This window comes from uncultured Odoribacter sp., assembly GCF_937966165.1.
Classification (GTDB): Bacteria; Bacteroidota; Bacteroidia; order Bacteroidales; family Marinifilaceae; genus Culturomica.
Window position 1 is genome coordinate 90,151 of the sequence record NZ_CALCLB010000016.1, and the last position, 25,969, is coordinate 116,119.

General features: G+C 39.9%; 23 protein-coding genes and 1 tRNA gene. 21 read left to right on the forward strand and 3 right to left on the reverse strand.

The window, feature by feature from the left end; genetic code table 11:
* The first annotated feature begins 112 nt into the window (after window positions 1-112).
* The 3 genes from Q0465_RS07075 to Q0465_RS07085 are packed head-to-tail and all read left to right on the forward strand — an operon-like array spanning window position 113 to window position 2,326.
* Window positions 113-532: a hypothetical protein gene (locus Q0465_RS07075; protein WP_298614474.1), complete on the forward strand. Its 420-nt coding sequence runs from the start codon at window positions 113-115 to the stop codon at window positions 530-532.
* Window positions 520-1,818, forward strand: coding sequence for a DUF3440 domain-containing protein (locus Q0465_RS07080; RefSeq protein ID WP_298614476.1), 1,299 nt, complete (start codon window positions 520-522; stop codon window positions 1,816-1,818). The genes Q0465_RS07075 and Q0465_RS07080 overlap by 13 nt, the downstream gene beginning before the upstream one ends.
* Entirely contained in the window at window positions 1,802-2,326 is a 525-nt protein-coding gene (locus Q0465_RS07085; protein WP_298614478.1) for a ParB/RepB/Spo0J family partition protein, read from the forward strand. Before Q0465_RS07080 ends, Q0465_RS07085 begins: the two co-directional genes overlap by 17 nt.
* Window positions 2,327-2,485: 159 nt before the next feature.
* On the opposite strand, the gene rny is transcribed toward Q0465_RS07085, so the two are convergent.
* From rny to Q0465_RS07100, 3 genes are all read right to left on the reverse strand, one after another.
* Window positions 2,486-4,021 (reverse strand): ribonuclease Y, encoded by a 1,536-nt coding sequence (gene rny / locus Q0465_RS07090; protein WP_298614480.1) that lies wholly within the window; start codon window positions 4,019-4,021, stop codon window positions 2,486-2,488.
* A 316-nt stretch (window positions 4,022-4,337) separates the two neighbouring features.
* Window positions 4,338-4,640, reverse strand: a complete 303-nt coding sequence (locus Q0465_RS07095; protein WP_298614482.1) for a cell division protein ZapA — start codon at window positions 4,638-4,640, stop codon at window positions 4,338-4,340.
* A 1-nt stretch (window position 4,641) separates the two neighbouring features.
* Window positions 4,642-4,935, reverse strand: a complete 294-nt coding sequence (locus Q0465_RS07100) for a hypothetical protein (protein ID WP_298614484.1) — start codon at window positions 4,933-4,935, stop codon at window positions 4,642-4,644.
* Window positions 4,936-5,102: 167 nt separating this feature from the next.
* On the opposite strand from Q0465_RS07100, the gene Q0465_RS07105 reads away from it, so the two are divergent.
* From Q0465_RS07105 to rpoC, 18 genes are all read left to right on the forward strand, one after another.
* Window positions 5,103-6,740 (forward strand): M23 family metallopeptidase, encoded by a 1,638-nt coding sequence (locus tag Q0465_RS07105; RefSeq protein WP_298614486.1) that lies wholly within the window; start codon window positions 5,103-5,105, stop codon window positions 6,738-6,740.
* 96 nt (window positions 6,741-6,836) lie between these two features.
* Window positions 6,837-7,103: a hypothetical protein gene (locus Q0465_RS07110; protein ID WP_298614488.1), complete on the forward strand. Its 267-nt coding sequence runs from the start codon at window positions 6,837-6,839 to the stop codon at window positions 7,101-7,103.
* A 106-nt stretch (window positions 7,104-7,209) separates the two neighbouring features.
* Window positions 7,210-8,859, forward strand: a complete 1,650-nt coding sequence (locus tag Q0465_RS07115) for a hypothetical protein (protein ID WP_298614490.1) — start codon at window positions 7,210-7,212, stop codon at window positions 8,857-8,859.
* A 159-nt stretch (window positions 8,860-9,018) separates the two neighbouring features.
* Window positions 9,019-9,420, forward strand: a complete 402-nt coding sequence (locus Q0465_RS07120; protein WP_298614492.1) for a DUF3244 domain-containing protein — start codon at window positions 9,019-9,021, stop codon at window positions 9,418-9,420.
* Window positions 9,421-10,332: 912 nt separating this feature from the next.
* Window positions 10,333-10,830, forward strand: a complete 498-nt coding sequence (locus Q0465_RS07125; protein ID WP_298614494.1) for a hypothetical protein — start codon at window positions 10,333-10,335, stop codon at window positions 10,828-10,830.
* Between the two features lie 643 nt (window positions 10,831-11,473).
* Window positions 11,474-11,665, forward strand: coding sequence for a 30S ribosomal protein S21 (gene rpsU, locus Q0465_RS07130; protein ID WP_009138113.1), 192 nt, complete (start codon window positions 11,474-11,476; stop codon window positions 11,663-11,665).
* A gap of 136 nt (window positions 11,666-11,801) precedes the next feature.
* Window positions 11,802-12,683: a tyrosine-type recombinase/integrase gene (locus tag Q0465_RS07135; protein ID WP_298614499.1), complete on the forward strand. Its 882-nt coding sequence runs from the start codon at window positions 11,802-11,804 to the stop codon at window positions 12,681-12,683.
* Window positions 12,684-12,702: 19 nt separating this feature from the next.
* Complete coding sequence (raiA, locus tag Q0465_RS07140; RefSeq protein WP_298614501.1) at window positions 12,703-13,002, forward strand: ribosome-associated translation inhibitor RaiA; 300 nt, start codon at window positions 12,703-12,705, stop codon at window positions 13,000-13,002.
* 227 nt (window positions 13,003-13,229) lie between these two features.
* A complete protein-coding gene (gene tuf / locus Q0465_RS07145; protein WP_298614503.1) occupies window positions 13,230-14,417 on the forward strand; it encodes an elongation factor Tu in 1,188 nt (395 codons plus the stop codon).
* Window positions 14,418-14,462: 45 nt separating this feature from the next.
* A tRNA-Trp gene (locus Q0465_RS07150) sits at window positions 14,463-14,535 on the forward strand.
* A gap of 72 nt (window positions 14,536-14,607) precedes the next feature.
* Window positions 14,608-14,799 (forward strand): preprotein translocase subunit SecE, encoded by a 192-nt coding sequence (secE, locus tag Q0465_RS07155; RefSeq protein ID WP_298614505.1) that lies wholly within the window; start codon window positions 14,608-14,610, stop codon window positions 14,797-14,799.
* Between the two features lie 17 nt (window positions 14,800-14,816).
* Complete coding sequence (gene nusG, locus Q0465_RS07160; RefSeq protein ID WP_298614507.1) at window positions 14,817-15,365, forward strand: transcription termination/antitermination protein NusG; 549 nt, start codon at window positions 14,817-14,819, stop codon at window positions 15,363-15,365.
* A 25-nt stretch (window positions 15,366-15,390) separates the two neighbouring features.
* Window positions 15,391-15,828, forward strand: coding sequence for a 50S ribosomal protein L11 (gene rplK / locus Q0465_RS07165; protein ID WP_298614509.1), 438 nt, complete (start codon window positions 15,391-15,393; stop codon window positions 15,826-15,828).
* 24 nt (window positions 15,829-15,852) lie between these two features.
* Window positions 15,853-16,548, forward strand: a complete 696-nt coding sequence (gene rplA, locus Q0465_RS07170; RefSeq protein WP_298614510.1) for a 50S ribosomal protein L1 — start codon at window positions 15,853-15,855, stop codon at window positions 16,546-16,548.
* A 29-nt stretch (window positions 16,549-16,577) separates the two neighbouring features.
* The gene (rplJ, locus tag Q0465_RS07175) at window positions 16,578-17,096 is read left to right on the forward strand and encodes a 50S ribosomal protein L10 (protein ID WP_298614512.1); all 519 of its coding nucleotides are present in this window, start codon (window positions 16,578-16,580) and stop codon (window positions 17,094-17,096) included.
* A 43-nt stretch (window positions 17,097-17,139) separates the two neighbouring features.
* Window positions 17,140-17,511, forward strand: a complete 372-nt coding sequence (rplL, locus tag Q0465_RS07180; RefSeq protein WP_298614514.1) for a 50S ribosomal protein L7/L12 — start codon at window positions 17,140-17,142, stop codon at window positions 17,509-17,511.
* A 93-nt stretch (window positions 17,512-17,604) separates the two neighbouring features.
* Complete coding sequence (gene rpoB, locus Q0465_RS07185; protein ID WP_298614516.1) at window positions 17,605-21,417, forward strand: DNA-directed RNA polymerase subunit beta; 3,813 nt, start codon at window positions 17,605-17,607, stop codon at window positions 21,415-21,417.
* An 85-nt stretch (window positions 21,418-21,502) separates the two neighbouring features.
* Window positions 21,503-25,756: a DNA-directed RNA polymerase subunit beta' gene (gene rpoC / locus Q0465_RS07190; protein ID WP_298614518.1), complete on the forward strand. Its 4,254-nt coding sequence runs from the start codon at window positions 21,503-21,505 to the stop codon at window positions 25,754-25,756.
* Window positions 25,757-25,969 lie beyond the last annotated feature (213 nt).

Here is a 25,969-nt window from a genome sequence, read left to right on the forward strand (position 1 = left end):
CATCCCCTTTATGTTTTGTGTGCGAAAACCTTCTGTTCAGATTTTGGAAGGATTAATATAAATTATCTATGATTTTTGTTAAATTCGCGTGAGTATATATGTGAGTGTTGTTATGGATATTGTTAAATTTCAAGGAACGGACAGAAAACTATACGAATATGTCAGTCCATTGGTGATGAACCCTGCTATTCTGCGGCAAAACAACAACTATCCTTTTAAAACGGGACCTAGATATGTGTGGTACATAGCTACCGGAAACGGGCAGATCGTAGGGTTTATGCCGGTAAAGAAAACAACTACCGGCAACTATATTATAGATAATTATTACGTAAAGGGAGATGATGTGCAGGTCCTTAAAGAATTATTGACGGAAATAATTACAGATAGGACGGGGCAAGGGGAACTTTGGGCTACAGTTCACAAACGTCATGTTAAACAGTTCGTACAAAATGGTTTTCAGATCTATATCGAGTGGAAAAATTATAATAAAATGCGGTATTATTTGGGGAAAAAAGCCATATGTGCAAATTAAATGTGTATGAAGCAGCGCAACAAAGGCTGAAGATTATTTTCGATTATTTTGATTATGTGTATGTGTCTTTTTCAGGAGGAAAAGACAGCGGCGTGCTTTTGAATCTTTGTCTGGATTATATCCGGAAATATGCTCCCGGACGTAAATTAGGTGTGTTTCATATGGATTATGAAATTCAGTACCAGCAGACAACCGACTACATCGAACGTACCTTATCGGAAAATCAGGATATTCTGGAGGTTTTTCACTGTTGTATTCCCTTTAAAGTTCCGACATGTACTTCTATGTTTCAGCTGTATTGGCGGCCTTGGGAGGAAAATCACCGGAATATATGGGTGAGGAACAGACCGGAAAACTGTTTTACGGAAAAAGATTTCGGGTTTTTTAGTCCGAAACTTTGGGATTATGATTTTCAAAAATTATTTCCCCACTGGCTGCGTCATCGGAAAAAATGCCGCCGGATTTGTTGTCTTGTCGGGATTCGGACCCAGGAAAGTTTTAACCGCTGGCGGGCAATTTACAGTGGTAAGAATTACCAGCGGCTGGAAGACTATAAGTGGACGCACTGTATCAGCCGGGGGGAATATAATGCCTATCCTATATATGATTGGAAAACGACGGATATATGGACCGCAAATGGCCGTTTTTGCTGGACTTATAACCGTCTCTACGATCTGTATTATCAGGCCGGAGTTCCGCTTTCCCGTCAACGGGTGGCAAGTCCGTTTATTTCTCAGGCTGTTCCCAGTCTGGCGATATACAGAGCCATAGATCCCGATACCTGGGGACGGATGATCGGACGTGTAAATGGGGTGGGAAGTGCAGGAATTTATGGAAATACTGCAGCTATGGGCTGGAGAAATATTACTTGTCCTCCCGGTTTTTCGTGGAAGGAATATATGCATTTTTTGTTGGGAACTCTCCCGGAAGAAACCCGTCTGAATTATCTGGATAAATTGTCTGTAAGTATTAGGTTCTGGCGGGAAAGAGGAGGATGTCTTTCTGAAAAGACTATTGAAAAACTGAAGGCAGCTCAGATTCCTATATCGATAGAAGAAACTACCGCATACCGGACTCACAAAAAACCTGTACGCATGGAATACCTTGACGATATCGATATTCCCGAATTCAGAGAAATCCCGACTTATAAACGAATGTGCATCTGTATTATGAAGAATGACCATACCTGTAAGTATATGGGATTTTCCCAGACAAAACGTGAACGGAGTATGAAAAAGTATGCGATGAATAAATACAAAGCTCATCAAAATGGCAAAAAAGATTGAAAGTCCTGTGTATACCGTCAAGGCTGTACCCCTGGAAAAAGTAGTGGCTAATAGTTATAACCCCAATGTAGTAGCGCCTCCGGAAATGCGGTTGCTGGAAATATCCATCTGGGAAGATGGATATACAATGCCCTGCGTATGTTATTATCTTAAAGAGAAGGATCAGTACGAGATCGTAGATGGCTTTCATCGCTATATGGTAATGAAAACTTCCCGGCGTATTTATGAAAGGGAAAAGGGATTGTTGCCAGTTGTGGTGATCGATAAGGATATATCCAACAGAATGGCTTCTACGATACGTCATAACAGGGCCCGGGGAATGCATTCCGTGGAGCTGATGTCCGGAATCGTGACAGAGCTGGTTCGTGCGGGCATGTCTGACAATTGGATTAGGCGTAATATCGGAATGGACAAGGACGAGCTTCTCCGGCTCAAACAAATATCCGGCTTGGCAGAATTGTTTGCCAGGAAGGAATTCAGTCTGTCGGAAGAAGAGCAGAAGGAATAAAAGGAGTATATTTCTACTGGTTTACTATTCGTTACCCTTAACTTCTTAAAATTAAAACGGATATATCATTCCGATATATCCGCTTTTGTAGATAAAATTGTAAAACGTTAAAAAATTGCCGGATGTGGTATTTCAATATTCAAACGAATACAATCTACTTTATTTTGCATAGGCTATTGCCCGTGTTTCCCGGATGACGGTGACTTTTACCTGTCCCGGGTAGGTCATTTCATCCTGAATACGTTTGGCAATATCGAATGATATTTTTTCGGCTTCGTTATCAGAGATTTTTTCACTTCCTACCACTACCCGAAGCTCACGTCCGGCCTGAATTGCGTATGTTTTTACTACCCCATTGTAAGAAAGGGCTAAGTCTTCCATGTCTTTCAGGCGTTTGATATACGATTCAACTACTTCCCGGCGGGCTCCCGGACGAGCTCCGGAAATGGCGTCGCAAGCCTGTACGATAGGAGCAATCAAAGTTGTCATTTCAATTTCTTCGTGATGAGCTCCGATAGCATTGCAGATATCAGGCTTTTCTTTGTATTTTTCAGCCAATTGCATACCTAAGATTGCGTGTGGCAATTCCGGTTCATCATCCGGCACCTTACCGATATCGTGTAGTAATCCGGCTCTTTTAGCTTTTTTCACGTTCAATCCTAATTCTGCAGCCATAATAGCGCATAAATTTGCCGTTTCCCGGGCATGTTGCAACAAATTCTGTCCGTAAGAAGAACGGTATTTCATTTTGCCGATGAGGCGGATCAGTTCAGGATGCAAACCGTGTATTCCCAAATCGATAGTTGTACGCTTACCGGTTTCAATTATTTCCTCTTCGATCTGTTTTTTTACTTTATTTACCACTTCTTCAATACGGGCCGGGTGAATTCGTCCGTCCGTTACCAATTGGTGCAAAGACAGACGGGCAATTTCCCTTCTTACGGGATCGAAGCCCGAAAGAACGATGGCTTCCGGCGTATCGTCTACAATGATTTCTACACCTGTAGCTGCTTCCAATGCACGGATATTTCGTCCTTCCCGTCCGATAATCCGGCCTTTGATTTCATCGGAATCGATATGGAAAATGGAAACGGCATTTTCTGTGGCTGTTTCTGTGGCTACCCGCTGTATCGTTTTGATGACGATTTTTTTCGCTTCTGTATTAGCCGTCATTTTCGCTTCTTCCATAATTTCATTTACATAGGAAACAGCTTCAGCTTCAGCCTCTTCTTTTAAGGAATTGATCAGTTTTTCTTTGGCTTGCTCCCCGGACATACCTGAGATAGCTTCCAGTTGTTCAATTTGTTGCTTTTTTAATTTATCCAGTTCTGTAACCTTCTTTTCCAATAATTCTTTCTGTACATCGATATTTGCTTGTAAAGATTGTAAATCTTTGGATTTTCGCTGTACCTCTTCCATCTTTTGGGACATAAACGATTCCTGTTGCTTCAGTTTGTTTTCGGCTATCAGCAATTTATTATTCCGGGCTGCAGCTTGTTTTTCATGTTCTGCTTTGATCTGGAGAAATTTCTCTTTTGCCTGGAGGATTTTATCCTTTTTGATGACTTCGGCTTCAGCTTCAGCTTCTTTGATAATATTAGCGCTTCTACGCTTCAGAGAAAGCCTGATCACCACATAACCGATCAAAAAACCGGCAACCAGGGCCACCACCCCTGCTATAATTATATTTGTCATATTGTTGAAATTAATTTATTTATAATTTATATACTATTAATGTAACTTTTTCGCTCAGATCGTTTTTTATTATTCGTATTGCTGCCTGAACAGCATAAAAAAACCCGCACTATTTCATTTAATAAAACCCCTGTATGACACGGGTAGAGCTGCCATTTGATTCAAACTTCCACTGTCCCGAAGGAACTCCGAAGAGTTGAGGCCTGTTTTCGGCAAATAAAGCATCCGCTCTAATTGTTTGAGTGTTGAGTTTTTCGCTTAAATTCGAAATAATGCGGGAATACCTTTACGAATAATTCAAAGAACGTTTATTTAATTACTCTTTGACGATTTCATCCATTTTTAAATTAATTTTTTCAATTTCACGAATCAACGGTTCACTATCATTCCTTTTTTCTGCCTGTATCAGCGCTACTGTATGCTGAAAGGCTGTCAGGTACAGAAAATCCAACGGATCGGCCTGTGTACCGTATTTTGCCTGAAATTTAGAAATCATATCATTAATACGCTTCGATGCTGCCCGGTAAATCTCTTCCTCTTCCTGACTCTTCGCAATGATCGGGAACTTTTTGTTCGCGATACTGACATTGATCGAAACCGTAGTATCTTTTTCACTCATATCAATTGTTCAAAAGAGCAATGCACTTGTCAATCTCCCGCACCAGTTGGTTAATCCGCATTTTCGCTTCGTAACTCCCGTCACTTTTGCCTGAAATTGCGTTTGCCACTCTGGCTGTTTTTAATTCTTCATTTAAAATCTGGTTCTCACTTTTCAGCTGTTCGATATCAGATAACAGTTGTTGTATCCTGCTTTCCTGATCTTTATTCTTTTCCAGTGAGGATATATATAATTTTATTAATCGTTCAACTTTAAATTTCAGCTCGTTTAAAACGGCATCTTGTCTTTCCGTCATGTTTTCAATAACTTGAAATGAATGGCTGCCCTTGTAAACAGCGCTTATTTTAAAGTGTTCTGAAAAGCAATCTTTTACCATCCTTTTCATGACAAAGATAATTTTTTTTCTTTATATTATCAAGAGTGTTGATATATTTGCAGAAGAAATTATGATGTTTTTAATCCATGAAATGTTTTTATCGGTATCGTATCATTGCTTTGTTTTTGTTTAATCATTTGTTATTAATCTCCTTATCGGCACAAACGAATGAGAATATTGCCCCCCTTCATATTCCTCTTTTGCTAAGCGGAAATTTCGGGGAATTAAGGGCTACTCACTTTCATTCCGGAGTAGATATAAAGACAAAGGGGGTTGTAGGATTACCCGTACTTTGTGTGAATGATGGTAAAGTAGTTCGGGTAAAGGTGTCAGCTACCGGTTATGGAAATGCCCTCTATATAGAGCATCCGGATGGAACAACAACGGTATACGGACATTTACAAAGATTTAACCGGCAGATAACAGAAGTTATAAGACGGATTCAATATGCAACGGAAAGCTTTGAAATAGATGAAGGTATGTCGGGACATAAACTGTTTTTCCGTAAAGGGGATACAGTCGCTTATAGCGGAAATACAGGATCGTCCGGAGGGCCGCATTTACATTTTGAATACCGCAATACTGTTTCCGAACATACCCTGAATCCATTGCATTATCTGAAAGTTAAAGATAATATAGCTCCCCGTATACGCACTCTTTATATATATGGTATAGATCAGCAAGGACGGGTAAAGATTTTAAAAAGGTGCGAAGTGAAAAATCTGGGAAATAATCGGTGCGTCGTAGCAAAAATGCAGCTGCCTGCCGGAAAAATCGGAATCGGGTTGTATATAACGGATGCGATGAATGATTCCTGGAATAAATTAGGGGTTTATGCTTTGGCTATCCGCGTGAACGGGGAGGAAAAGTTCGGGCTGAAAGTAGACTCTGCAGCTTTCGGTCAGGGAAGTTTAGTTAATGGATTGAAAGATTTCCGGCTCTACCGCGAGCGTCATGAGACGGTTTATCGGTGCTTCGGAAACCATCTTCCGGATTTAATGGGTGTAAAACTGGAGGGAGATGGATCTATCTTTTTGCAAAAAGGAGAAGTCGTAAATTTTGAAATAACAGCAGCTGACGTTTACGGAAATACAACCCGGCTGAGCTTTCAGCTGACTGGAGGGAAGGAAAGGAAGGAAGAAACGGCAACGGTATTGCCGGTCGGCCGGCCTCAACTGTTAAAAGCCGGCAATTATACTTTGGAATTAGCAGCTAAATCTTTGTTTAATGCTGTCGACCGGATTCAACTGATAGATTCCGCCGGTTGTTTTGTTACTTCTTATCGGGAGGAACCTTTATATCAGAAAGCCCGTTTGCATGTGAAGGGGGAGTTCGGGGAAAAGGCCGTAATCTGCCGTATAAAGGAGAAAGGAGACCCCGAAGCTTGTGTCACAAAACGGGACAGTTCAGGATTGTATTCTTTGGTAAACCTTTTAGGGAAATATAGGGTAACCGAGGATACTTGTCCGCCGGAAATTGAATATTTAGGTGTGATGGGAAGTGGGGTAAAGTTTAAAATCCGGGATAAATTTTCGGGTATACAATCTTATCGGGTGGAGGTAAATGGCCGTTGGTGTTTGTTTGAATACGATGCAAAGAGCGGGATCCTGAGGGGCCGTAAAAATGAACCTGCTTTCGTGAGGGGACAGTCTAATCAATTGGTGATAAAAGTGACAGACCGGGTAGGGAATTCTGCTTTAAAGCGATTCTCCATCAGGATTTGATTCAGAAAAGAATGAATGGTTAAAGGAAATACCTCCTGTTTTCCAGTTTAAATATATATTTTTAATTTTATAACTTTATCAGTTTAGATTTAAATTATGGATGAAAAGATAGAAAGATGGGTGGCAGAGGGCCGGATTACTGAAGCCCTTGCTGAACTGGAAAAATATCCTGACGGTCAGCAAGGAGAAGCGTGGTTGATGTATACAGGGGAATTATGTTATCGGTTGGGAAAAAATACAGACGCTTTGAATAAATTTAATGCTGTACTCCGCTTAAATCCGGAAAATGAAAAAGCTAGGGCTTATGTCGAGATGATAAACGGCGTGCTTGACTTTTTTTGTAAGGATTTACTCAATCCCTGACAGCTTTGGGTGTAGGCTGTACTCAGGGAGTAAAATTTACTCTGCTGTGTATTTTCCGGTTTATAGAAAATTCAAAGTTTATCTACGGTGAAAATTTTTCTATAAAATGAGAATTTTGGGTGTGTGTTTTATAACGTATTGTATATGGGGTTGCTCTCAGGGCGATTACCGTGCCGTATTACAAAAAGCAGAGCAATTTATGGAAACAGAACCGGATAGTGCTCTGAGTTTATTGGAAACAATAGATACTCGTCAGCTTACTTCCCGGGAAAATGCTTGCTATGCCTTATTGTACACTCAGGCGTTGGATAAAAATAATGAAGTTATACGAAATGATTCTTTAATTCGTATTGCAGTTAATTATTATGCCGGTCATCGGGATGCATTGCGATTGGCAAAGGCTAAATATTATCTGGGCTGTTATTATATGAGTGACGGACAAAAAGAAAATGCGATTAAAGTATTTTTAGACGCAGAAAAGTTAGCTCTTTCAGTAAGAGCATATAATTTATTAGGTTTAATCTATGATCAAATTGCAGTTTTACAGGAAAGACAATTTAATATTGTTCAAGCTCAAAAATTTCTTTCTCTTTCAGCCCATTATTTTCACAAAGCCAATAATTTGAAAAATGAGAATATTACGCTTTTAGGAAAAGGAAATATTTTTCGGTATACTAAACAATACGATAGTTGTATTTATTATTTAGATAAAGCTTTATGGATGGCGCAAATTAGAAAAGATACTTCTTTATTGGCTTTAACTCATAATTATAAAGGGAATGTATACATTTCTCAGGGCTATACCAGTATTGCAAAGCAAGAAGCCCTGGAAGCTCTTCGGTTGTTGGGAGAGAAGGCCTGTTCGGATTATTATGTTTTGTTGGGTGATATTTATTTACAGGAAAATAAATTAGATAGCGCAGAATACTATATAATAAAATGCTTAGGTAATATTCAGAGAGAAGAAAATAAAGCAGGCGTATGCGCCCGTCTACAGAAAGTTAATGAAAAAAGAAAAAATTTTTCTTTAGCTTTATTTTATGCTAAACAAGTAAACGCTTTGATCGATTCAATGCATAAGGATTTTAAAAAGAAATCGGTACTGGAATTTGAGCAAAAATATCGCTATAAGCAGTTACAGAGTGAGGCCGCTTTATTGAAAGCAAAACAGGCCTGGTTGTGGATGGTGGTAATTAGTCTGGGAGCTTTTATGGTTGTAATCATTGCTTTATATCAATATATTGCAGACAAGCGTAAAAAAGAACTGATAAAATACAGATTGCGTTTAGAAACCTTTGAGCATAAATTGACAATACAGGAGTGTACTTTACTGCAACTGAGTGGGAGAGATCAGAAATTAAAAGAAATTGTACAGCGGCAGATAGAAGTTACGAAAAAAATTATTGTGGCCACAACATTAAACGGAAGACAAGATCTGGACTATAAAAAGATACTGACCGATTTATTGGCAGTTAAAAAATGGGATGAATTTTGTGAGGGAATAAACATTTTATATGATGGGTTTGTGGAGGAATTAAAGAGAAATTATCCGATGTTGACGAATACGGATATAAAACTTTGTTGTTTGGCCTGTGCCGGATTTACAACCAAAGAGATAGCTTCATTTATGCAGGTAACGGATTGTACTGTCAATAACCGGCGTTGTGAAATAATGAAGAAGATTCACAATAACCGTAAACTTAAATTTAAAGATTTTATAAAAGAAATAGCTGGTAAATGTTCTTCTCACCTCTAATATTTGGCATTCTATTTTTTTTTCAAAAACGATGTACTGTTTAAAATAAACCTGATTTAGTATTACAATTATTTATAATTGATAATTATTTTATTCATAATATATGATATTATCAAATTTTTTTTTAATTTCAGGCAGCAAAATTTAAATTTTATGGCTATGAAAAAAATTGTATTGTTTGTATTGTTTAGTTGTTTAATGGTAGGAAGTTATGCTATAGATGACTATGATCCTGCTGATAGTGATTATTGGATTATCGTCTATCCTGAGCGACCAAAGACTACGGATCAGGCTCCTGTTCCGGTGACTGTTACCAAGACTTTTTCTGATATTTCGGTGATGTTTCTGGTAGAAATGGATGAAGTATTAATTGAATTTTTAGACAGCAAAGATATGGTTGTATTGAAAAAAGTTGTAAAAGGGGATCCGCTTCATCCTGTAGAAATTAATATTGAAAATTTGCCCAATGGAACTTATACCATCCGTTTTACGGAAATTAAGGAAACCGATAGTACTTATACCGGTAGTTTTGATATATGTGAGAGTGTAGAACAGGAGTGAATGATATAAATTAGACGTAAAGGGATAGAGGCCTTATAAATAAAGGCCTCTTTTTTTAATGAGGAAAAGGCTGATAAATTACTTATCGGCCTTTTCTTTTTTATGGGGTAACATATTATGTTTATTACACAAGAAGAGTACTTTTGCAAAATTAAATTTATTAGGTGCCCATTTGCAGAAAAGAATTCGGATATATATTATTTTCGATCTGGATCAATTTAAAGGGGTCGTGCAGATACTCCGGAGGGGGTGTGATAAATTTTAAAGAATGACGATTGATAGTCTGTGGATTACAAAATGAGGTGTGATAATTGTTTTTAAATTGATCTATCCTATTTGCAATATTTCCATTTACCTTTATTCTCTACCAAAATTGACGCATTATTAGAGGGATTTAGTTACATTGTAAGTAATATTAAGAGAATATTACAATATTAGGTATTTGCTTAAGTGAACTGTAGCAGCATATCTGCTATTTAGATTTTTTATTGCCGGAATCCCCCTTAAAAAACTTTAAATATTGGATTGAAATCCTTATCAGTCCGGTACGTTTTGAATTTAAAAAAACGACAGTTTTATATTTGTTTGGATACTTAATGTGTAAAATGTATGGGGGTAGAGAGATGGAAAATAAGCTATGGGAAAAGGTTTTTCTTTTTTTTAATTCCATAAAAACAGAATAATGTACATAATTTTGTATTTGTTAATTTATCATGCTTTGAATATAAAATTAGTGAAATACTGTTAATTATTTTATGTATATTAACAATACATATTTATATTTTAACTAAAAGAGACATTTTTACGCATTACAACAAGTGTTCTATAACAAAATTAAACTTTTAGTTTATTCATACAGTGAAAACATTGTGTGTGTGACTGTTTAATTCCTATATAAAAATTCTTTTTGTTATGAACGCTAAAATGTTGTTGATCCATTATCCTTATGGATTAAGGGTAGTACGTGTAAAAAGTTTAAGTGAAAATTTTATTATTACAAAGTTGAATGAGCATGATTATGAAGCTAAGAGTAGATGGAACGAATATGTGACGGTTCCCTATGATTCGAAGGATTATAAAATTGTTTTGCATCCGCTCTCTCATTTGAATAAACCTTTGAAAGTGAAGGATGTAGAAGTGAAAGCATCAGACCTGATCTGTAAAATTATTGCTGAAAGTATGAACTTGTCATTGGAAGGTGAGGATACTTCGTGGATTATCGGAGCAATTGCCGGTTATTTTGAAGATTCGGCAAGTTGCATCTTTTCGAATGAGATTATGCGCCGGGTTTATTATATTTTGCTGACGCTTCATTTTGATATTACGGGTTTGATCAGGAGAAACGAAGCGATGAGTGTAGGAGATTTGAAATATGATCCTTATGAATTTGAACCGGTGTTGATAGAATAATTTCTTCGGATGTTATTACAGTATTAATGGGTAAATGTTTAATTGTTCAAGTGTGGAAAGGGTTTTCTGTGGGAAGAAGGAGGAGAAAGGCATATTCCGTACACGTTTTTATTTAAAATGGTTGGGCAGAATCAGGTATCAGGAAGTAGAAACATTTTTAAATCAGGGCTCTAATGAGGGGAGGATACCGTAGGTAGGGAGGATGAGGTAATGAAGGATCCGTTTCGGTTACTAGGTTTGATCACATTTCTTCCTCTCTGGGGCATCTGGCCTTTAAATTCTGTTCCCCTTCCGCATTTAAACATTTATACTCTTCTCTATTTTCACGATTGAACACTTTCCCGTTTAAACATTTTCTTATTTCGGAATTTCTGAAATTAGAAAAAAAAATTTACCTTTGTCACTCTGTTTTTGAAAATATAATATATTATAAATCAATCCGCTTTGAAAGGAGGTGGGCTTATTCCGGGGAAATATAGATAATTAAACAGGATATTATGTCCAGGAAGAGTTTCTGCTGTGAGTTATTCCTATACAGTAGGAAGGGGTTTATAAAAACCGTATCTTCATCTATTCAGGAATAAGTGAAGGGAAGAATGGGAGTTGTATATATTATATGTATTATTTATAAAATTGAAAAATCATGATTATAGTACCTTTAAAAGAAGGCGAGAATATTGAAAGAGCCTTAAAAAAATTTAAAAGAAAATTTGAGAAAACCGGAATTGTAAAAGAGCTGAGGGATCGTCAGGCATTTACCAAACCTTCCATCCGGAATCGTCAACAGCATTTAAAAGCTGTTTATAAGCAGTCTTTGCAAATTGCCGAAGATTAAAAATATAAAAAGCGGGATTTGTTTATTCCGGACGAAAGTTTTATATTTAGGTACGATTTTTGAAGTCGGAAGCCCTGGATGACCAAAGGAACGGTTGGTTTTTTGAAAAGCTTTTGATTTTTAGTAGTATAAAATTATGGATATTGCACCCTTTCTGAGTTATCTGGAAAATGTGAAGAGGTATTCGCCTCACACGCTGCATGCTTATAAAGAAGACTTGGGGCAATTCCTGGATTATTGTGCTACCATTAAGGAGGTGAAAGATTTTCCGGACATTACTTCGAAAATCATACGGGAGTGGATCGTGATTCTGATGTCTAAAGGGCATAAGGCAACTACAACCCGGAGAAAGTTGAGTGTCTTACGTACGTTGTTTAAATATCTGATGCGGGAGGGACGGCTGTCGGAAGATCCGACGGAGACAATTCTTTTACCGAAGACCGGGCGTCGTTTGCCGGTATTCGTTCCCGATTATCAGATGGATGAATTATTAGACAGTGATGAATTCCAGGGAGGTTTCCGGGAGCTGAGGGACAGGTTGGTTTTGTTGACGGCATATTATACTGGTATGCGTCGCTCGGAATTAGTCGGGTTGAAGGTCCGGGATATCGATTTTGCCGGAAAAAGTCTGGTAATTACCGGGAAAGGGAATAAACAGCGGCTGCTACCTTTGGCCAATGAACTTCTGGAAGATATGCAGTGTTATCTGGAAGAAAGAGAGAAACGGGTGCAACAAGAGCACGGTTATTTTTTTATTACGGATAAAGGCACTCCTGTATATGATAAATTCATTTACCGCTTGGTTGTAAGATACCTGGGGAAGGTCACGACATTGTCCAAACGTAGTCCGCATGTCCTGCGTCATACTTTTGCGACACAGTTATTGAATAACGGGGCTTGTATAGAGGCTATCCGGGCTTTGCTGGGGCATACCGATTTATCTGCTACGCAGATTTATACTCATAATTCTTTTGAATACTTAATTAAGGTGTTTAACCAGGCTCATCCTAGGGCTTAAAATTAAAGGAGGAAATTCTATGGAAGTTAAAATTAATCCTGTTGGTTTTTCTACAAGTTCTCAACTTGAAGATTTTATTCAGAAAAAATTATCCAAGTTAGAAAAATATTACGATGGAATATTGGGCATTGAGACTACACTGAAGTTGGAAAAGGATGATAATTTGGAGAATAAAGTCGTTGAGGTGAGTATTTCGATTAAGGGCCAGGATGTTTTTGCAAAGAAAAATGCTAAAAAATTCGAAGAGGCTATCGATGAATTATATGATGTTTTAAAGCGTCAGCTTGTAAAAATTAAAGAGAAAGACAGAGAAAAATAAAGAGTAAAGTTTAAGGTCAGGGACAAAAAGAAATAGTCTATTCAACTCTAAACCATAAACTTTAACTGAAAATAATTTTGTCACACAAAATTATTTTTCTATATTTGCACGCTCGATAATCGGGCTTTTCTGTCGTATCCTGTATATGAAACTGATAGACAGGTTGTTAAGAATAAGACACAGATTTTTTGTAATAAATTGTTTAATAATAAAATTGTTTTTGAGTTATGGCTAAAGAAAAGTTTGACAGGTCAAAACCACACGTAAATATTGGTACTATCGGTCACGTTGACCACGGTAAAACAACTTTGACTGCAGCAATTACTAAAGTATTGGCTGAAAAAGGTCTTTCTGAAGTAAAATCTTTCGATCAGATTGATAATGCTCCGGAGGAAAAAGAAAGAGGTATAACGATCAATACTTCACATGTTGAATACTCAACAGAAAATCGTCACTATGCTCACGTTGACTGTCCGGGCCACGCTGACTATGTAAAGAACATGGTTACCGGTGCTGCTCAGATGGACGGTGCTATTTTGGTTTGTGCTGCAACTGATGGTCCGATGCCTCAGACCCGTGAACACATTCTTTTAGCCCGTCAGGTAAACGTTCCGAGAATCGTTGTATTCTTGAATAAAGTGGATATGGTTGACGATCCTGAAATGTTGGAACTGGTGGAAATGGAAGTTCGTGAATTATTGTCCTTCTATGGATACGATGGTGACAATACTCCGGTTATCTTAGGTTCTGCTTTAGGTGCTTTGAATGGTGAAGCAAAATGGGTAGAAAAAGTAATGGAGTTGATGCATGCCGTTGATGAATGGATTCCGCTGCCTCCGCGTGACAACGAAAAACCTTTCTTGATGCCGGTTGAAGACGTGTTCTCCATTACAGGTCGTGGTACTGTTGCTACAGGTCGTATTGAAACAGGTATTGTGCACGTAGGTGACGAACTGGAAATTATCGGTTTGGGTGCTGACGGAAAGAAAACAGTATGTACCGGAGTTGAAATGTTCCGTAAATTGTTGGATGAAGGGGAAGCTGGAGATAACGTTGGTTTGTTGCTTCGTGGTATCGACAAAGACGAAATCAAACGGGGTATGGTATTGGCAAAACCGGGTTCTGTTAAACCGCACAAGAAATTCAAAGCTGAGGTTTATATCTTGAAGAAAGAAGAAGGCGGACGTCACACTCCGTTCCACAATAAATACAGACCGCAGTTCTACTTACGTACGATGGACGTAACTGGTGAAATTACTTTACCGGAAGGAACTGAAATGGTAATGCCGGGAGATAACGTAACAATTACTGTTGAATTGTTGACTCCGGTAGCTTGTTCACTTGGTTTGCGTTTCGCTATCCGTGAAGGTGGACGTACCGTAGGTGCCGGTCAGATTACTGAAATCTTAGAATGATCATTCTATAAAAGCCTGAGGCTGACAGTTTGTCAGCCTCATTTTACGGATGTAGCTCAGTCGGTAGAGCATCGGTCTCCAAAACCGAGTGTCGGGAGTTCGAGTCTCTCCATCCGTGCGAAAAATTTTAAATTTTAAATTTTGAATTGTCAGTCAAATACAATTTGGGATTTACAATCTATAGTCTAAAATGAATATTAAAGGTTATTTCTCAGACGTATATAACGAATTGGTCAATAAAGTGTCCTGGCCATCCTGGTCAGAACTCCAGAGTAGTGCTACGATTGTAATGATTGCTTCCGTCATTATAGCGATTGGCATTTTTATAATGGACATTGTATTCAGAAATGTGTTGACCTTTATTTATAAGTTGTTTTATTAATAATCCGGAAAACTAAGATGGCAGAAATTAAAAAGAAGTGGTATGTCCTTCGGGTAATTGGCGGAAAAGAGAAGAAAGTGAAGGAATATATCGAGAGTGAAATTGCCAGTTTGGGGCTTCAGGATTACGTTTCTCAGGTTTTGATACCTACCGAGAAGATTTATCAGGTACGTAACGGAAAAAAAATCAGCAAAGAGCGGAATTTCTTTCCGGGTTACGTTATGATTGAGGCTGCCTTAGTTGGTGAGATTCCCCACATGCTTCGTGATATCACGAATGTAATTGGCTTCCTGGGGGAAACCAAAGGAGGTGATCCGGTGCCTATGCGTTTAGCTGAAATCAACCGGATTCTTGGAAAAGTAGATGAACTTGCGGAACAACCGGAAGAAATAAGTATCCCTTATTTCGTGGGCGAATCCGTAAAAGTTACAGACGGACCGTTCAACGGCTTTACCGGTGTGATAGAGGAGGTGAATAGCGATAAGAAGAGATTGAAAGTAATTGTCAAAATTTTCGGTCGTAAGACACCACTCGAATTGAGTTTCATGCAGGTAGAAAAAGAATAATTAATTTTTTGAGAGGAAAAAAATCATGGCAAAAGAAGTTGAAGCTCTTATAAAGCTACAGATTAAAGCTGGTGCCGCTAATCCTTCTCCCCCCGTAGGTCCTGCATTAGGTTCTAAAGGAGTTAATATTATGGACTTCTGTAAACAGTTTAATGCAAGAACTCAGGATCAGGCAGGAAAGATTATTCCGGTAATTATTCAGGTTTATGGTGATAAGTCTTTTGATTTTATAACCAAACAACCTCCTGTTGCTGTTCAACTTTTGGAAGTAACAAAGCTTAAATCCGGTTCTGCAGAGCCTAACCGTAAAAAAGTAGCCTCTGTTACCTGGGATCAGGTAAAACAGATTGCAGAAGGAAAAATGAGCGATTTGAATGCTTTCGAAATTGAAAAGGCAATGAGCATGGTAGCTGGAACTGCCAGAAGTATGGGGATCACCGTAGATGGTGAAAAACCTTTTTAATGAATTTGTAATACTTCAAACGTAATGAGTAAACTGACAAAAAATAAGAAGTTAGCTTTAGAAAAAATCGAAAATGGTAAAGTATATACCATTGAAGAAGCTGCTAAACTTGTGAAAGAGATTACTTTTACCAAGTTTGATGCGTCAGTTGACATGGACGTTCGTCTGGGAGTAGACCCGCGTAAGGCCAATCAAATGGTGCGTGGTGTCGTTACCTTACCTCATGGTACCGGTAAAGAAATCCGAGTTTTAGTACTTTGTACGCCCGATAAGGCTGAAGAAGCTAAAGCTGCAGGAGCCGATTATGTAGGCTTGGATGAGTATATTGAAAAGTTGAAATCAGGTTGGACTGATATCGATATCATTATTACCATGCCTTCTATTATGGGTAAAATTGGTGCTTTAGGACGAATTTTAGGTCCGCGTGGATTGATGCCTAACCCGAAAAGCGGTACTGTAACAATGGATATTGCGAAAGCCGTAACGGAAGTAAAGCAGGGAAAAATTGATTTTAAAGTTGACAAGTTTGGTATCGTACACACTTCTATTGGGAAAGTGAACTTTGACGCAGATAAAATCAGAGATAATGCTCGTGAATTCATGAATGTTATTCAAAAACTGAAACCATCTTCTGCAAAAGGTACCTATGTGAAGAGTGTGTTCCTGTCAAGTACAATGAGTCCCGGTATTAAATTAGACCTTAAGTCATTACTTGATTAATTATTAACCTTTAAAGGACCATTTGTAGAATGAAAAGGGAAGAAAAACAAGTAATCATAGACAATTTAACCGAGCAGATTAAATCATACAAGCATTTGTATGTAAGTGACATCTCTGAATTGGATGCCGCTGCGACTCAGGATTTGCGTAAAGAATGTTTTAAAGCAGGGATTAAATTAATACAAGTAAAAAATACTTTGTTAAGAGTAGCCCTCGACGGACTGGAAAACAATTATGAAGAACTGTACGGTTCTCTGAAAGGTTCCAGTGCTGTTATGCTTTCTGAAACAGGAAACGCTCCTGCGAAATTAATTAAAGAGTTCCGTAAGAGCCACGACAAACCTGTCTTTAAGGCTGCTTTTGTGGAAGAATGTGTCTATGTGGGTGACAACCAGTTAGATACTCTTGTTAGCATTAAATCTAAAGAAGAATTGCTGGGAGATATTATCTTACTGTTGCAATCACCGATGCAAAAACTTATCTCTTCTTTGGAATCAGGGAAGAATACTATCGGAGGCGTGTTGAAAACGCTGGAAGACAGAGCATAATTTTATTTTATCAGAGTAAAAAACAATTTAAATAATTATCGAAATGGCAGATTTGAAAAAACTTGCAGAGGAATTAGTAAACCTGACTGTAAAAGACGTAAAAGAATTAGCTGACATCTTAAAAGAAGAATATGGTATTGAACCGGCCGCTGCTGCTGCTGTTGTGGCTGCTCCTGCTGCTGGCCCTGCTGCTGCTGCAGAACAAACAGAGTTCGATGTTATACTGAAATCAGCTGGTGCTGCTAAATTAGGTGTAGTTAAATTAGTAAAAGAACTTACCGGTCTTGGACTGAAGGAAGCTAAGGAATTAGTTGACAAAGCTCCGGCTCCTTTGAAAGAAAAAGTTTCTAAAGAAGAAGCTGCACAATTGAAAGCTCAACTGGAAGAAGCAGGAGCTGAAGTTGAACTTAAATAGTTATAGAACCCCTCGGGTTTTAAAGGTTTAGAGTCTTTTTTGACTCTAAACCATTTTGTTGTTATTATTGTTTAGGTTCCAAAAAATTAATAGATGTCTTCAAATCATTCAAATAAAAGAATAAGCTTTGCATCCATAAAAAATCAGTTGGAATATCCTGATTTTCTTGAGATACAACTAAAGTCATTCAAGGACTTTTTTCAATTGGGTACTACTCCCGAAAACAGAAAAAACGAAGGCCTTTACACCGTTTTTAAAGAAAATTTCCCGATAACCGATACCCGGAATAATTTCGTGTTGGAGTTTCTGGATTATTTTATCGACCCTCCGCGCTATACGATTGACGAATGCCTGGAGCAGGGATTGACATACGGTGCGCCGTTGAAGGCGAAGCTGAAGCTGTATTGTACGGATCCTGAACACGAGGATTTTGATACAGTAATCGAGGATGTATACCTCGGAAATGTTCCTTATATGACCCCAAAAGGAACATTTGTTATCAATGGAGCTGAGCGGGTGATCGTGTCTCAGTTGCACAGATCTCCCGGCGTATTTTTCGGACAAAGCGTTCACGCGAATGGGACCAAACTTTATTCTGCCAGAATTATCCCTTTCAAAGGCTCCTGGATCGAATTCGCTACGGATATCAACAATGTCATGTATGCTTATATCGACCGGAAAAAGAAGTTACCTGTGACCACTCTTTTGAGAGCTATCGGCTTTGAAACGGATAAAGATATCCTTCAGATTTTTGATCTGGCAGACGAAGTGAATGTGTCTAAATCGGGATTGAAAAAAGTCGTTGGCCGGCGTTTGGCTGCTCGTGTTTTGAAGACCTGGGTGGAGGATTTTGTGGATGAGGATACCGGTGAAGTGGTTTCTATCGAACGGAATGAAATCATTGTAGACCGCGAAACTGTACTGGAAAATGAACATATCGATGCTATTGTAGAATCGGGAGCTAAGACGATTCTCCTGCATAAAGAAAAACAAAACCTGGCAGATTATGCCATTATATATAATACGCTGCAAAAAGATCCGTGTAATTCGGAAAAAGAAGCAGTACTCCATATTTACAGACAATTACGTAGTTCTGAGCCACCTGATGAAGCAACGGCCCGGGACGTAATCGATAAATTGTTTTTCTCCGATAAACGGTATGACCTCGGAGACGTGGGGCGTTACAAGTTAAATAAAAAATTAGGTCTGGCTACCGATCCTTCGGTGAGGATATTGACGAAAGAAGATATTATCGAGATTATCAAATATCTGATCAAATTACTGAATGCCAGAACAGATGTTGATGATATCGACCATTTGAGTAACCGGCGTGTACGTACGGTAGGCGAACAATTATATAATCAGTTCGGAGTCGGATTGGCCCGTATGGCCCGTACGATACGGGAACGGATGAATGTGAGGGATAATGAAGTGTTCACTCCGGTAGATTTGATTAATTCGAAGATACTTTCTTCTGTCATTAATTCTTTCTTCGGAACAAATGCTTTGTCTCAGTTTATGGATCAGACCAATCCGCTGGCTGAAATTACGCATAAACGTCGTATGTCGGCACTGGGACCTGGTGGTTTGTCGCGGGACCGCGCCGGTTTCGAAGTACGTGACGTTCATTATACCCATTACGGACGTTTATGTCCGATTGAAACTCCGGAAGGTCCGAATATCGGTTTGATTTCTTCTCTTTGTGTATATGCAAAGATCAATGAACTTGGGTTTATTGAAACCCCGTACCGCAAGGTGGAAGATGCTGTCGTAGATCTTTCCGCAGAAGGGGTAAAATATTTGTCGGCAGAAGAAGAAGAAGGTTTGGTCATTGCTCAGGCTAATGCCAAGGTAGATGAGAACGGTCATTTTGTAAACAAGCGGGCTAAATCGCGTAAGGACGGTGATTTCCCTGTGGAAGAAGTGGAAAAGGTCGATTTAATCGACGTTGCTCCGAACCAGATTGCTTCTATCGCTGCTTCTTTGATACCTTTCCTGGAACACGATGATGCGAACCGGGCTTTGATGGGTTCTAACATGATGCGTCAGGCTGTACCCATTATCAAACCGGAAGCTCCGATCGTTGGAACAGGTCTGGAAGGCAATTTGATCAAAGATTCCCGTACACAAATCGTTGCCGAAGGGGCTGGTGTTGTGGAAGCTGTGGACGGCCGTCGGATCGTGATCAAATACGATCAGACAGAAGAAGAGCGGTTTGTCAGCTTTGACGGAGATACCAGGGAATATATATTACCTAAATATAAACGTACGAATCAAAGTACGACTATTACATTGCGTCCTATAGTAAAGAAAGGACAACGGGTAGAAGAAGGACAGATTCTGACTGAAGGGTATTCTTCCGAAGGCGGAGAACTGGCATTGGGACGTAACCTGAAAGTGGCTTATATGCCCTGGAAAGGATATAACTACGAGGATGCTATTGTAATTTCTGAAAACATTGTACGGAATGATGTATTTACTTCAGTACATGTGGATGAATATTCTTTGGAAGTTCGGGAAACCAAGCGGGGATTGGAAGAATTGACAGCAGATATCCCGAATGTAAGTGAAGATGCAACGAAAGATCTGGACGAGAACGGTATGATCCGTATCGGAGCCCGTGTGGAACCGGGAGATATCCTGATCGGAAAGATTACTCCGAAAGGGGAATCTGACCCCAGTCCGGAAGAAAAGTTGCTGAGAGCAATCTTCGGAGATAAAGCCGGAGATGTCAAGGATGCTTCTTTAAAAGCTTCTCCTTCCTTGAGAGGAGTGATTATTGACAAGAAATTGTTCCAGCGTACAATTGGCGACCGGAAATCCAAAGCTGCCGGAAAGACCATTTTAAATGAGATCGACGAACAATTTGAACGCAAAGTCGGCGATTTAAATACATTATTGATAGATAAGGTATTTGAGTTAGTGAATGGAAAAACTTCTCAGGGCGTGAAAAACTATCTGAATGAAGATGTGATTGCCAAAGGGGTGAAGTTCACGATGAAAAACTTACAGAATTTGAATTATCTGGAAGTTAATCCGAACAAATGGACGACCGATAAGCAGAAAAACGATATGATCCGTGATTTGCTGCATAACTATGTCATTAAATACAAGGAAATCGAGGGACAGATGAAGCGTAAGAAATATAACGCTACAGTAGGGGATGAATTGCCTGCCGGCATTATAAAAATGGCAAAGGTATATGTTGCTAAGAAGCGGAAATTACAGATCGGGGATAAGATGGCCGGACGACATGGAAACAAAGGTATCGTTTCCCGTGTCGTAAGGATGGAAGATATGCCTTTCTTGGCCGACGGAACTCCGGTAGACATTTGTCTGAATCCGCTGGGTGTACCTTCCCGTATGAATCTGGGACAGGTATTCGAGGCTGTTTTGGGATGGGCCGGTAAAGAACTGGGCCTGAAGTTTGCTACTCCGATTTTTGACGGAGCCAGCCTGGAGGATATCAATTCGTATACGGATAAGGCCAGGGTACCGAGATACGGGACCACTTATTTGTATGACGGAGGTACCGGTGAGCGTTTCGACCAGCCGGCGACTGTAGGAGTAACCTATATGCTGAAACTGGGACATATGGTGGACGATAAGATGCATGCCCGTTCCATAGGACCGTATTCGTTGATAACACAGCAACCTTTAGGCGGTAAAGCCCAGTTCGGTGGTCAGCGTTTCGGAGAAATGGAGGTTTGGGCATTGGAAGCATTCGGTGCATCCCATATCCTGCAGGAAATCCTGACGGTGAAATCGGATGATGTTGTCGGAAGAACCAAGACTTATGAACATATTGTGAAAGGAGAACCGATGCCTACACCGGGATTGCCTGAATCTTTCAACGTATTGTTGCATGAGTTAAGAGGACTCGGGTTAAGCGTTAATTTGATATAAAAAGTTAAAGGTCAAAAGTTGAAGGGCAAAGGAAATTCCGGCGTTCTTCCAGCTTTCGGCTTTCGACATATAACGAAGTTATAATATGGCCTTTAGAAAAGATAGTAATACAAATAAGCCTAAAAGCTTTACAAAAATAGCAATCGGTTTGGCATCTCCGGAAGAAATTCTGGAACATTCCAGTGGGCAGGTGCTGAAGCCGGAGACAATCAATTACCGTACTTATAAACCGGAACGCGATGGTTTGTTCTGTGAACGGATTTTCGGTCCGGTAAAAGATTATGAATGTCATTGCGGTAAGTACAAACGCATCCGTTATAAAGGGATCGTATGCGACCGTTGTGGAGTGGAAGTGACGGAGAAGAAAGTGCGTAGGGAACGTATGGGACATATTCAATTGGTCGTACCTGTTGCTCACATCTGGTATTTTAAATCTTTACCGAATAAAATCGGTTATTTGTTGGGATTACCTTCTAAAAAACTGGATTCTGTAATTTATTACGAACGGTATGTTGTTGTTCAGCCGGGTATTCTGGCTGAAAAAGGAATTAGTCAGCTAGACTTCCTGACGGAAGAAGAATATATCGATTTAGTAGATGCTTTACCGGTAGAAAATCAGCATTTGGATGACGATGATCCCAATAAGTTCATTGCCAAAATGGGAGCCGAAGCAATCGGTATGTTATTGGAGAGGCTGAACCTGGACGATTTGTCGTATGAATTACGTCATAAAGCCAATACGGAGACTTCCCAGCAACGTAAAAATGAAGCTTTGAAGCGCTTGCAGGTCGTGGAAGCTTTCCGGGAAAGCAAGGAAGTAAATAAGCCGGAGTGGATGATCGTGAAAGTACTGGCTGTGATCCCGCCGGAGTTGCGTCCTTTGGTTCCCCTGGATGGAGGTCGTTTTGCTACTTCCGATTTGAATGATTTGTACCGTCGGGTGATTATCCGGAATAACCGTTTGAAAAGACTGATTGAAATCAAAGCTCCGGATGTGATCTTGCGGAACGAAAAACGAATGTTGCAGGAAGCTGTAGATTCGCTGTTCGATAATTCCCGTAAGTCCAATGCGGTAAAGATTGAAAATAACCGGCCGTTAAAATCTTTGTCCGACAGTTTGAAAGGGAAACAAGGACGTTTCCGTCAGAATTTGCTGGGTAAACGTGTCGACTATTCTGCTCGTTCGGTAATTGTCGTGGGACCAGATTTGAAAATGCATGAATGCGGATTGCCGAAAGATATGGCTGCCGAATTATATATGCCGTTTATCATCCGTAAGTTGATTGAACGCGGAATTGTAAAAACGGTAAAAAGTGCTAAAAAAATCGTAGATCGCCGGGATCCGGTCGTATGGGATATTCTGGAAAATGTGTTGAAAGGGCATCCGGTATTGTTAAACCGGGCTCCGACGCTGCACCGTTTGGGAATTCAGGCTTTTCAGCCGAAGTTGATAGAAGGGAAAGCTATCCGTTTGCATCCCCTGGCTTGTACCGGTTTTAATGCTGACTTTGACGGGGACCAGATGGCTGTACATTTACCTTTGGGAAATGAGGCTATTTTGGAAGCCCAGATTCTGATGCTTTGTGCTCATAATATTTTGAATCCGGCCAATGGTGCTCCGATTACCGTACCTTCTCAGGATATGGTATTAGGCTTATATTATATTACCAAATCGAAAAAGGGGGCCAAGGGAGAAGGACTGAAATTTTATTCTCCGGAAGAAGTTATTATTGCGCTGAACGAGAATGCTGTAGATTTGCACGCTCAGATTCAGGTGAAAATTGACGATATCGATAAGGACGGAAATCCGGTGCGGCATATGATAGAAACAACTGTAGGCCGTGTTATCCTGAATCAGTATACGCCGAAAAACTTCCCTTTCATCAATACTTTGATTACCAAAAAAGCACTGAGGGATATTATCGGAGATGTATTTAAAAAATGCGGGGTAGACGTTACAGCCAGATTCCTGGACGATATTAAAGATTTAGGGTATCTCAAAGCTTTCGAAGGAGGCTTGTCTTTTAATCTGGAGGATGTTATTATTCCACAGGAAAAGGATGCCCTTTTGAAGGAAGGATACGATCAGGTGGAAGAGGTGATGAACAACTATAATATGGGTTTCATTACCAATAATGAAAGATATAACCAGATTATTGATATCTGGACGCATGTAAATGCTAATCTGACTTCAACTTTGATGAAACAATTGGCTGCCGACAAGCAAGGATTTAACTCCATCTATATGATGTTGGATTCCGGAGCCCGTGGTTCCAGGGAACAAATCCGGCAGTTGGGAGGTATGCGTGGATTGATGGCAAAACCGCAAAAGTCCGGAGCAACCGGAGGACAAATTATCGAAAACCCGATTTTGGCAAACTTTAAGGAAGGATTGTCGGTATTGGAGTATTTTATTTCTACTCACGGTGCCCGTAAAGGTTTGGCTGATACTGCTTTAAAAACGGCTGATGCCGGTTACCTGACCCGTCGTCTGGTGGACGTCGCCAATGATATTACCATTACTGAGGAGGATTGCGGTACATTGAGAGGAGTGACTATCTCCGCGATTAAAAACAATGAAGAAGTGGTTTCTTCTTTGTATGAGAGAATTTTAGGACGTGTGTCCGTTCACGATATTTATCATCCGCATTCCGGAGATTTGCTTGTTAGGTCCGGAGAAGAAATAACCGAAAGTATTGCAGAAGCAATTGAAAATTCTCCGATAGAGCGGGTAGAAGTTCGTTCTGTTTTGACTTGTGAAGCGAAGAAAGGAGTTTGTGCGAAATGTTACGGACGGAATTTGGCGACCGGAAGGCTTGTCGAAAAAGGGGAGGCTGTTGGAACGATTGCGGCACAGTCTATCGGTGAACCGGGTACACAGCTGACGTTGAGAACTTTCCACGTGGGAGGTACTGCAGGTAATATTTCTACGGAGAACTCGCTGAGGGCCAAATACGATGGCGTTGTGGAATTTGAAGAAATGCGTTCAGTAGAATACGTACAGGAGAACGGGCAAAAATGCGATGTCGTTGTCGGGCGTTTGACTGAACTTCGGATGATTGATAAAAATACCAATATTGTATTGGTGACACATAATATTCCTTATGGAGCCAAGGTATTTGTGAAAAACGGAGCAGAAGTGAAGAAAGGCGATTTAATTTGTGAATGGGATCCGTTCAATGCTTTGATTATAACAGAATTCGCCGGTACGATTGGTATGGAAAATCTGTTGGAAGGGGAAACTTATAAGGAAGAGTCGGATGAAACAACCGGTTTCCGGGAAAAGGTCATTACCGAATTCAGGGATAGGACAAAAGCTCCGGCTATCTTGATTTTGGACGCCAAAGGAGAGGTGCTGAAGAGTTATAATTTGCCTGTAGGTGCCCATATTGTTGTAAAAGAGGGAGATGCCGTGGTTGCAGGTAATACAATTGTAAAAATCCCGAGAGCAGTGGGGAAAGCTGGCGATATCACGGGAGGTTTGCCCCGGGTTACCGAATTATTTGAGGCTCGTAATCCGTCCAACCCGGCTGTGGTCTCTGAAATTGATGGGGAGGTTACTTATGGAAAAATCAAACGGGGTAACCGGGAGATTATCATAACTTCCAAAGCCGGAGAAGTGAAGAAATACCTGGTATCTTTGACCAAGCAGATTCTGGTACAGGAGAACGACTATGTACGTGCCGGTACTCCTCTGTCTGACGGAGCAATAACGCCGACTGATATTTTAAATATCGAAGGTCCTATAAAAGTACAGGAGTATATTGTAAATGAGGTACAGGACGTTTACCGTATGCAGGGAGTGAAGATCAATGACAAGCATTTTGAAATTATCGTTCACCAAATGATGCGGAAGGTGCTCATTCAGGACTCCGGAGATACCCGTTTTCTGGAAAATCAGATTGTCGACAAGAATGAATTCATGGAAGAGAACGATGAGATGTTCGGCAAGAAAGTGGTCCTGGAAGCCGGCGATTCTGACCGGGTAAAACCCGGACAGATCATTTCTGCCCGTACGCTTCGCGATATTAACTCACAGCTCAAACGCCGTGATATGAAGATTGTACAATCCAGGGATGCCGTACCGGCAACATCTGCACAGGTGTTGCAGGGAATTACCCGGGCTGCTTTGCAGACTTCCAGCTTTATATCGGCTGCTTCCTTCCAGGAAACAACCAAAGTGCTGAACGAAGCTGCAATCTACGGGAAGGTAGATCCTCTGGAAGGACTGAAAGAAAACGTCATTTGCGGACACTTAATACCGGTCGGAACCGGAATGAAGGAGTTCAAAGGACTGATTGTCGGTTCAAAAGAAGAAATGGAAAAAATAACCAAATAAGAAGGGCGCCTCTTTTCGAGGCGCTTTTTTTATGATACTTCATTTAACTCTTGGGAATCCCGTAGAAAATCCGTAATTTTGAGTGATAGAAGTAAAAATGTTAAGTTGAAAATCACTACATATGCCCTTATCCGATAAAGATTCGTTTGAGAGGCTGCCAATAAACGAATTTCCTCCCAGGAATGCAAGAGGTTTAGTCCATTTTTGAAATGT

Excerpts from the sequence above, each read along its gene's own strand:
- tuf (WP_298614503.1), top strand. The coding sequence starts at position 13,230 with ATGGCTAAAGAAAAGTTTGACAGGTCAAAACCACACGTAAATATTGGT.
- rplK (WP_298614509.1), top strand. The coding sequence starts at position 15,391 with ATGGCAAAAGAAGTTGAAGCTCTTATAAAGCTACAGATTAAAGCTGGT.
- rplL (WP_298614514.1), top strand. The coding sequence starts at position 17,140 with ATGGCAGATTTGAAAAAACTTGCAGAGGAATTAGTAAACCTGACTGTA.
- raiA (WP_298614501.1), top strand. The coding sequence starts at position 12,703 with ATGGAAGTTAAAATTAATCCTGTTGGTTTTTCTACAAGTTCTCAACTT.
- Q0465_RS07110 (WP_298614488.1), top strand. The coding sequence starts at position 6,837 with ATGGATGAAAAGATAGAAAGATGGGTGGCAGAGGGCCGGATTACTGAA.
- rpsU (WP_009138113.1), top strand. The coding sequence starts at position 11,474 with ATGATTATAGTACCTTTAAAAGAAGGCGAGAATATTGAAAGAGCCTTA.
- Q0465_RS07085 (WP_298614478.1), top strand. The coding sequence starts at position 1,802 with ATGGCAAAAAAGATTGAAAGTCCTGTGTATACCGTCAAGGCTGTACCC.
- nusG (WP_298614507.1), top strand. The coding sequence starts at position 14,817 with ATGGCAGAAATTAAAAAGAAGTGGTATGTCCTTCGGGTAATTGGCGGA.
- Q0465_RS07120 (WP_298614492.1), top strand. The coding sequence starts at position 9,019 with ATGAAAAAAATTGTATTGTTTGTATTGTTTAGTTGTTTAATGGTAGGA.
- secE (WP_298614505.1), top strand. The coding sequence starts at position 14,608 with ATGAATATTAAAGGTTATTTCTCAGACGTATATAACGAATTGGTCAAT.
- Q0465_RS07095 (WP_298614482.1), bottom strand. The coding sequence starts at position 4,640 with ATGAGTGAAAAAGATACTACGGTTTCGATCAATGTCAGTATCGCGAAC.
- Q0465_RS07115 (WP_298614490.1), top strand. The coding sequence starts at position 7,210 with ATGAGAATTTTGGGTGTGTGTTTTATAACGTATTGTATATGGGGTTGC.
- rpoC (WP_298614518.1), top strand. The coding sequence starts at position 21,503 with ATGGCCTTTAGAAAAGATAGTAATACAAATAAGCCTAAAAGCTTTACA.
- Q0465_RS07100 (WP_298614484.1), bottom strand. The coding sequence starts at position 4,935 with ATGACGGAAAGACAAGATGCCGTTTTAAACGAGCTGAAATTTAAAGTT.
- rny (WP_298614480.1), bottom strand. The coding sequence starts at position 4,021 with ATGACAAATATAATTATAGCAGGGGTGGTGGCCCTGGTTGCCGGTTTT.
- Q0465_RS07075 (WP_298614474.1), top strand. The coding sequence starts at position 113 with ATGGATATTGTTAAATTTCAAGGAACGGACAGAAAACTATACGAATAT.
- Q0465_RS07080 (WP_298614476.1), top strand. The coding sequence starts at position 520 with ATGTGCAAATTAAATGTGTATGAAGCAGCGCAACAAAGGCTGAAGATT.
- rpoB (WP_298614516.1), top strand. The coding sequence starts at position 17,605 with ATGTCTTCAAATCATTCAAATAAAAGAATAAGCTTTGCATCCATAAAA.
- Q0465_RS07135 (WP_298614499.1), top strand. The coding sequence starts at position 11,802 with ATGGATATTGCACCCTTTCTGAGTTATCTGGAAAATGTGAAGAGGTAT.
- Q0465_RS07125 (WP_298614494.1), top strand. The coding sequence starts at position 10,333 with ATGAACGCTAAAATGTTGTTGATCCATTATCCTTATGGATTAAGGGTA.
- Q0465_RS07105 (WP_298614486.1), top strand. The coding sequence starts at position 5,103 with ATGAAATGTTTTTATCGGTATCGTATCATTGCTTTGTTTTTGTTTAAT.
- rplA (WP_298614510.1), top strand. The coding sequence starts at position 15,853 with ATGAGTAAACTGACAAAAAATAAGAAGTTAGCTTTAGAAAAAATCGAA.
- rplJ (WP_298614512.1), top strand. The coding sequence starts at position 16,578 with ATGAAAAGGGAAGAAAAACAAGTAATCATAGACAATTTAACCGAGCAG.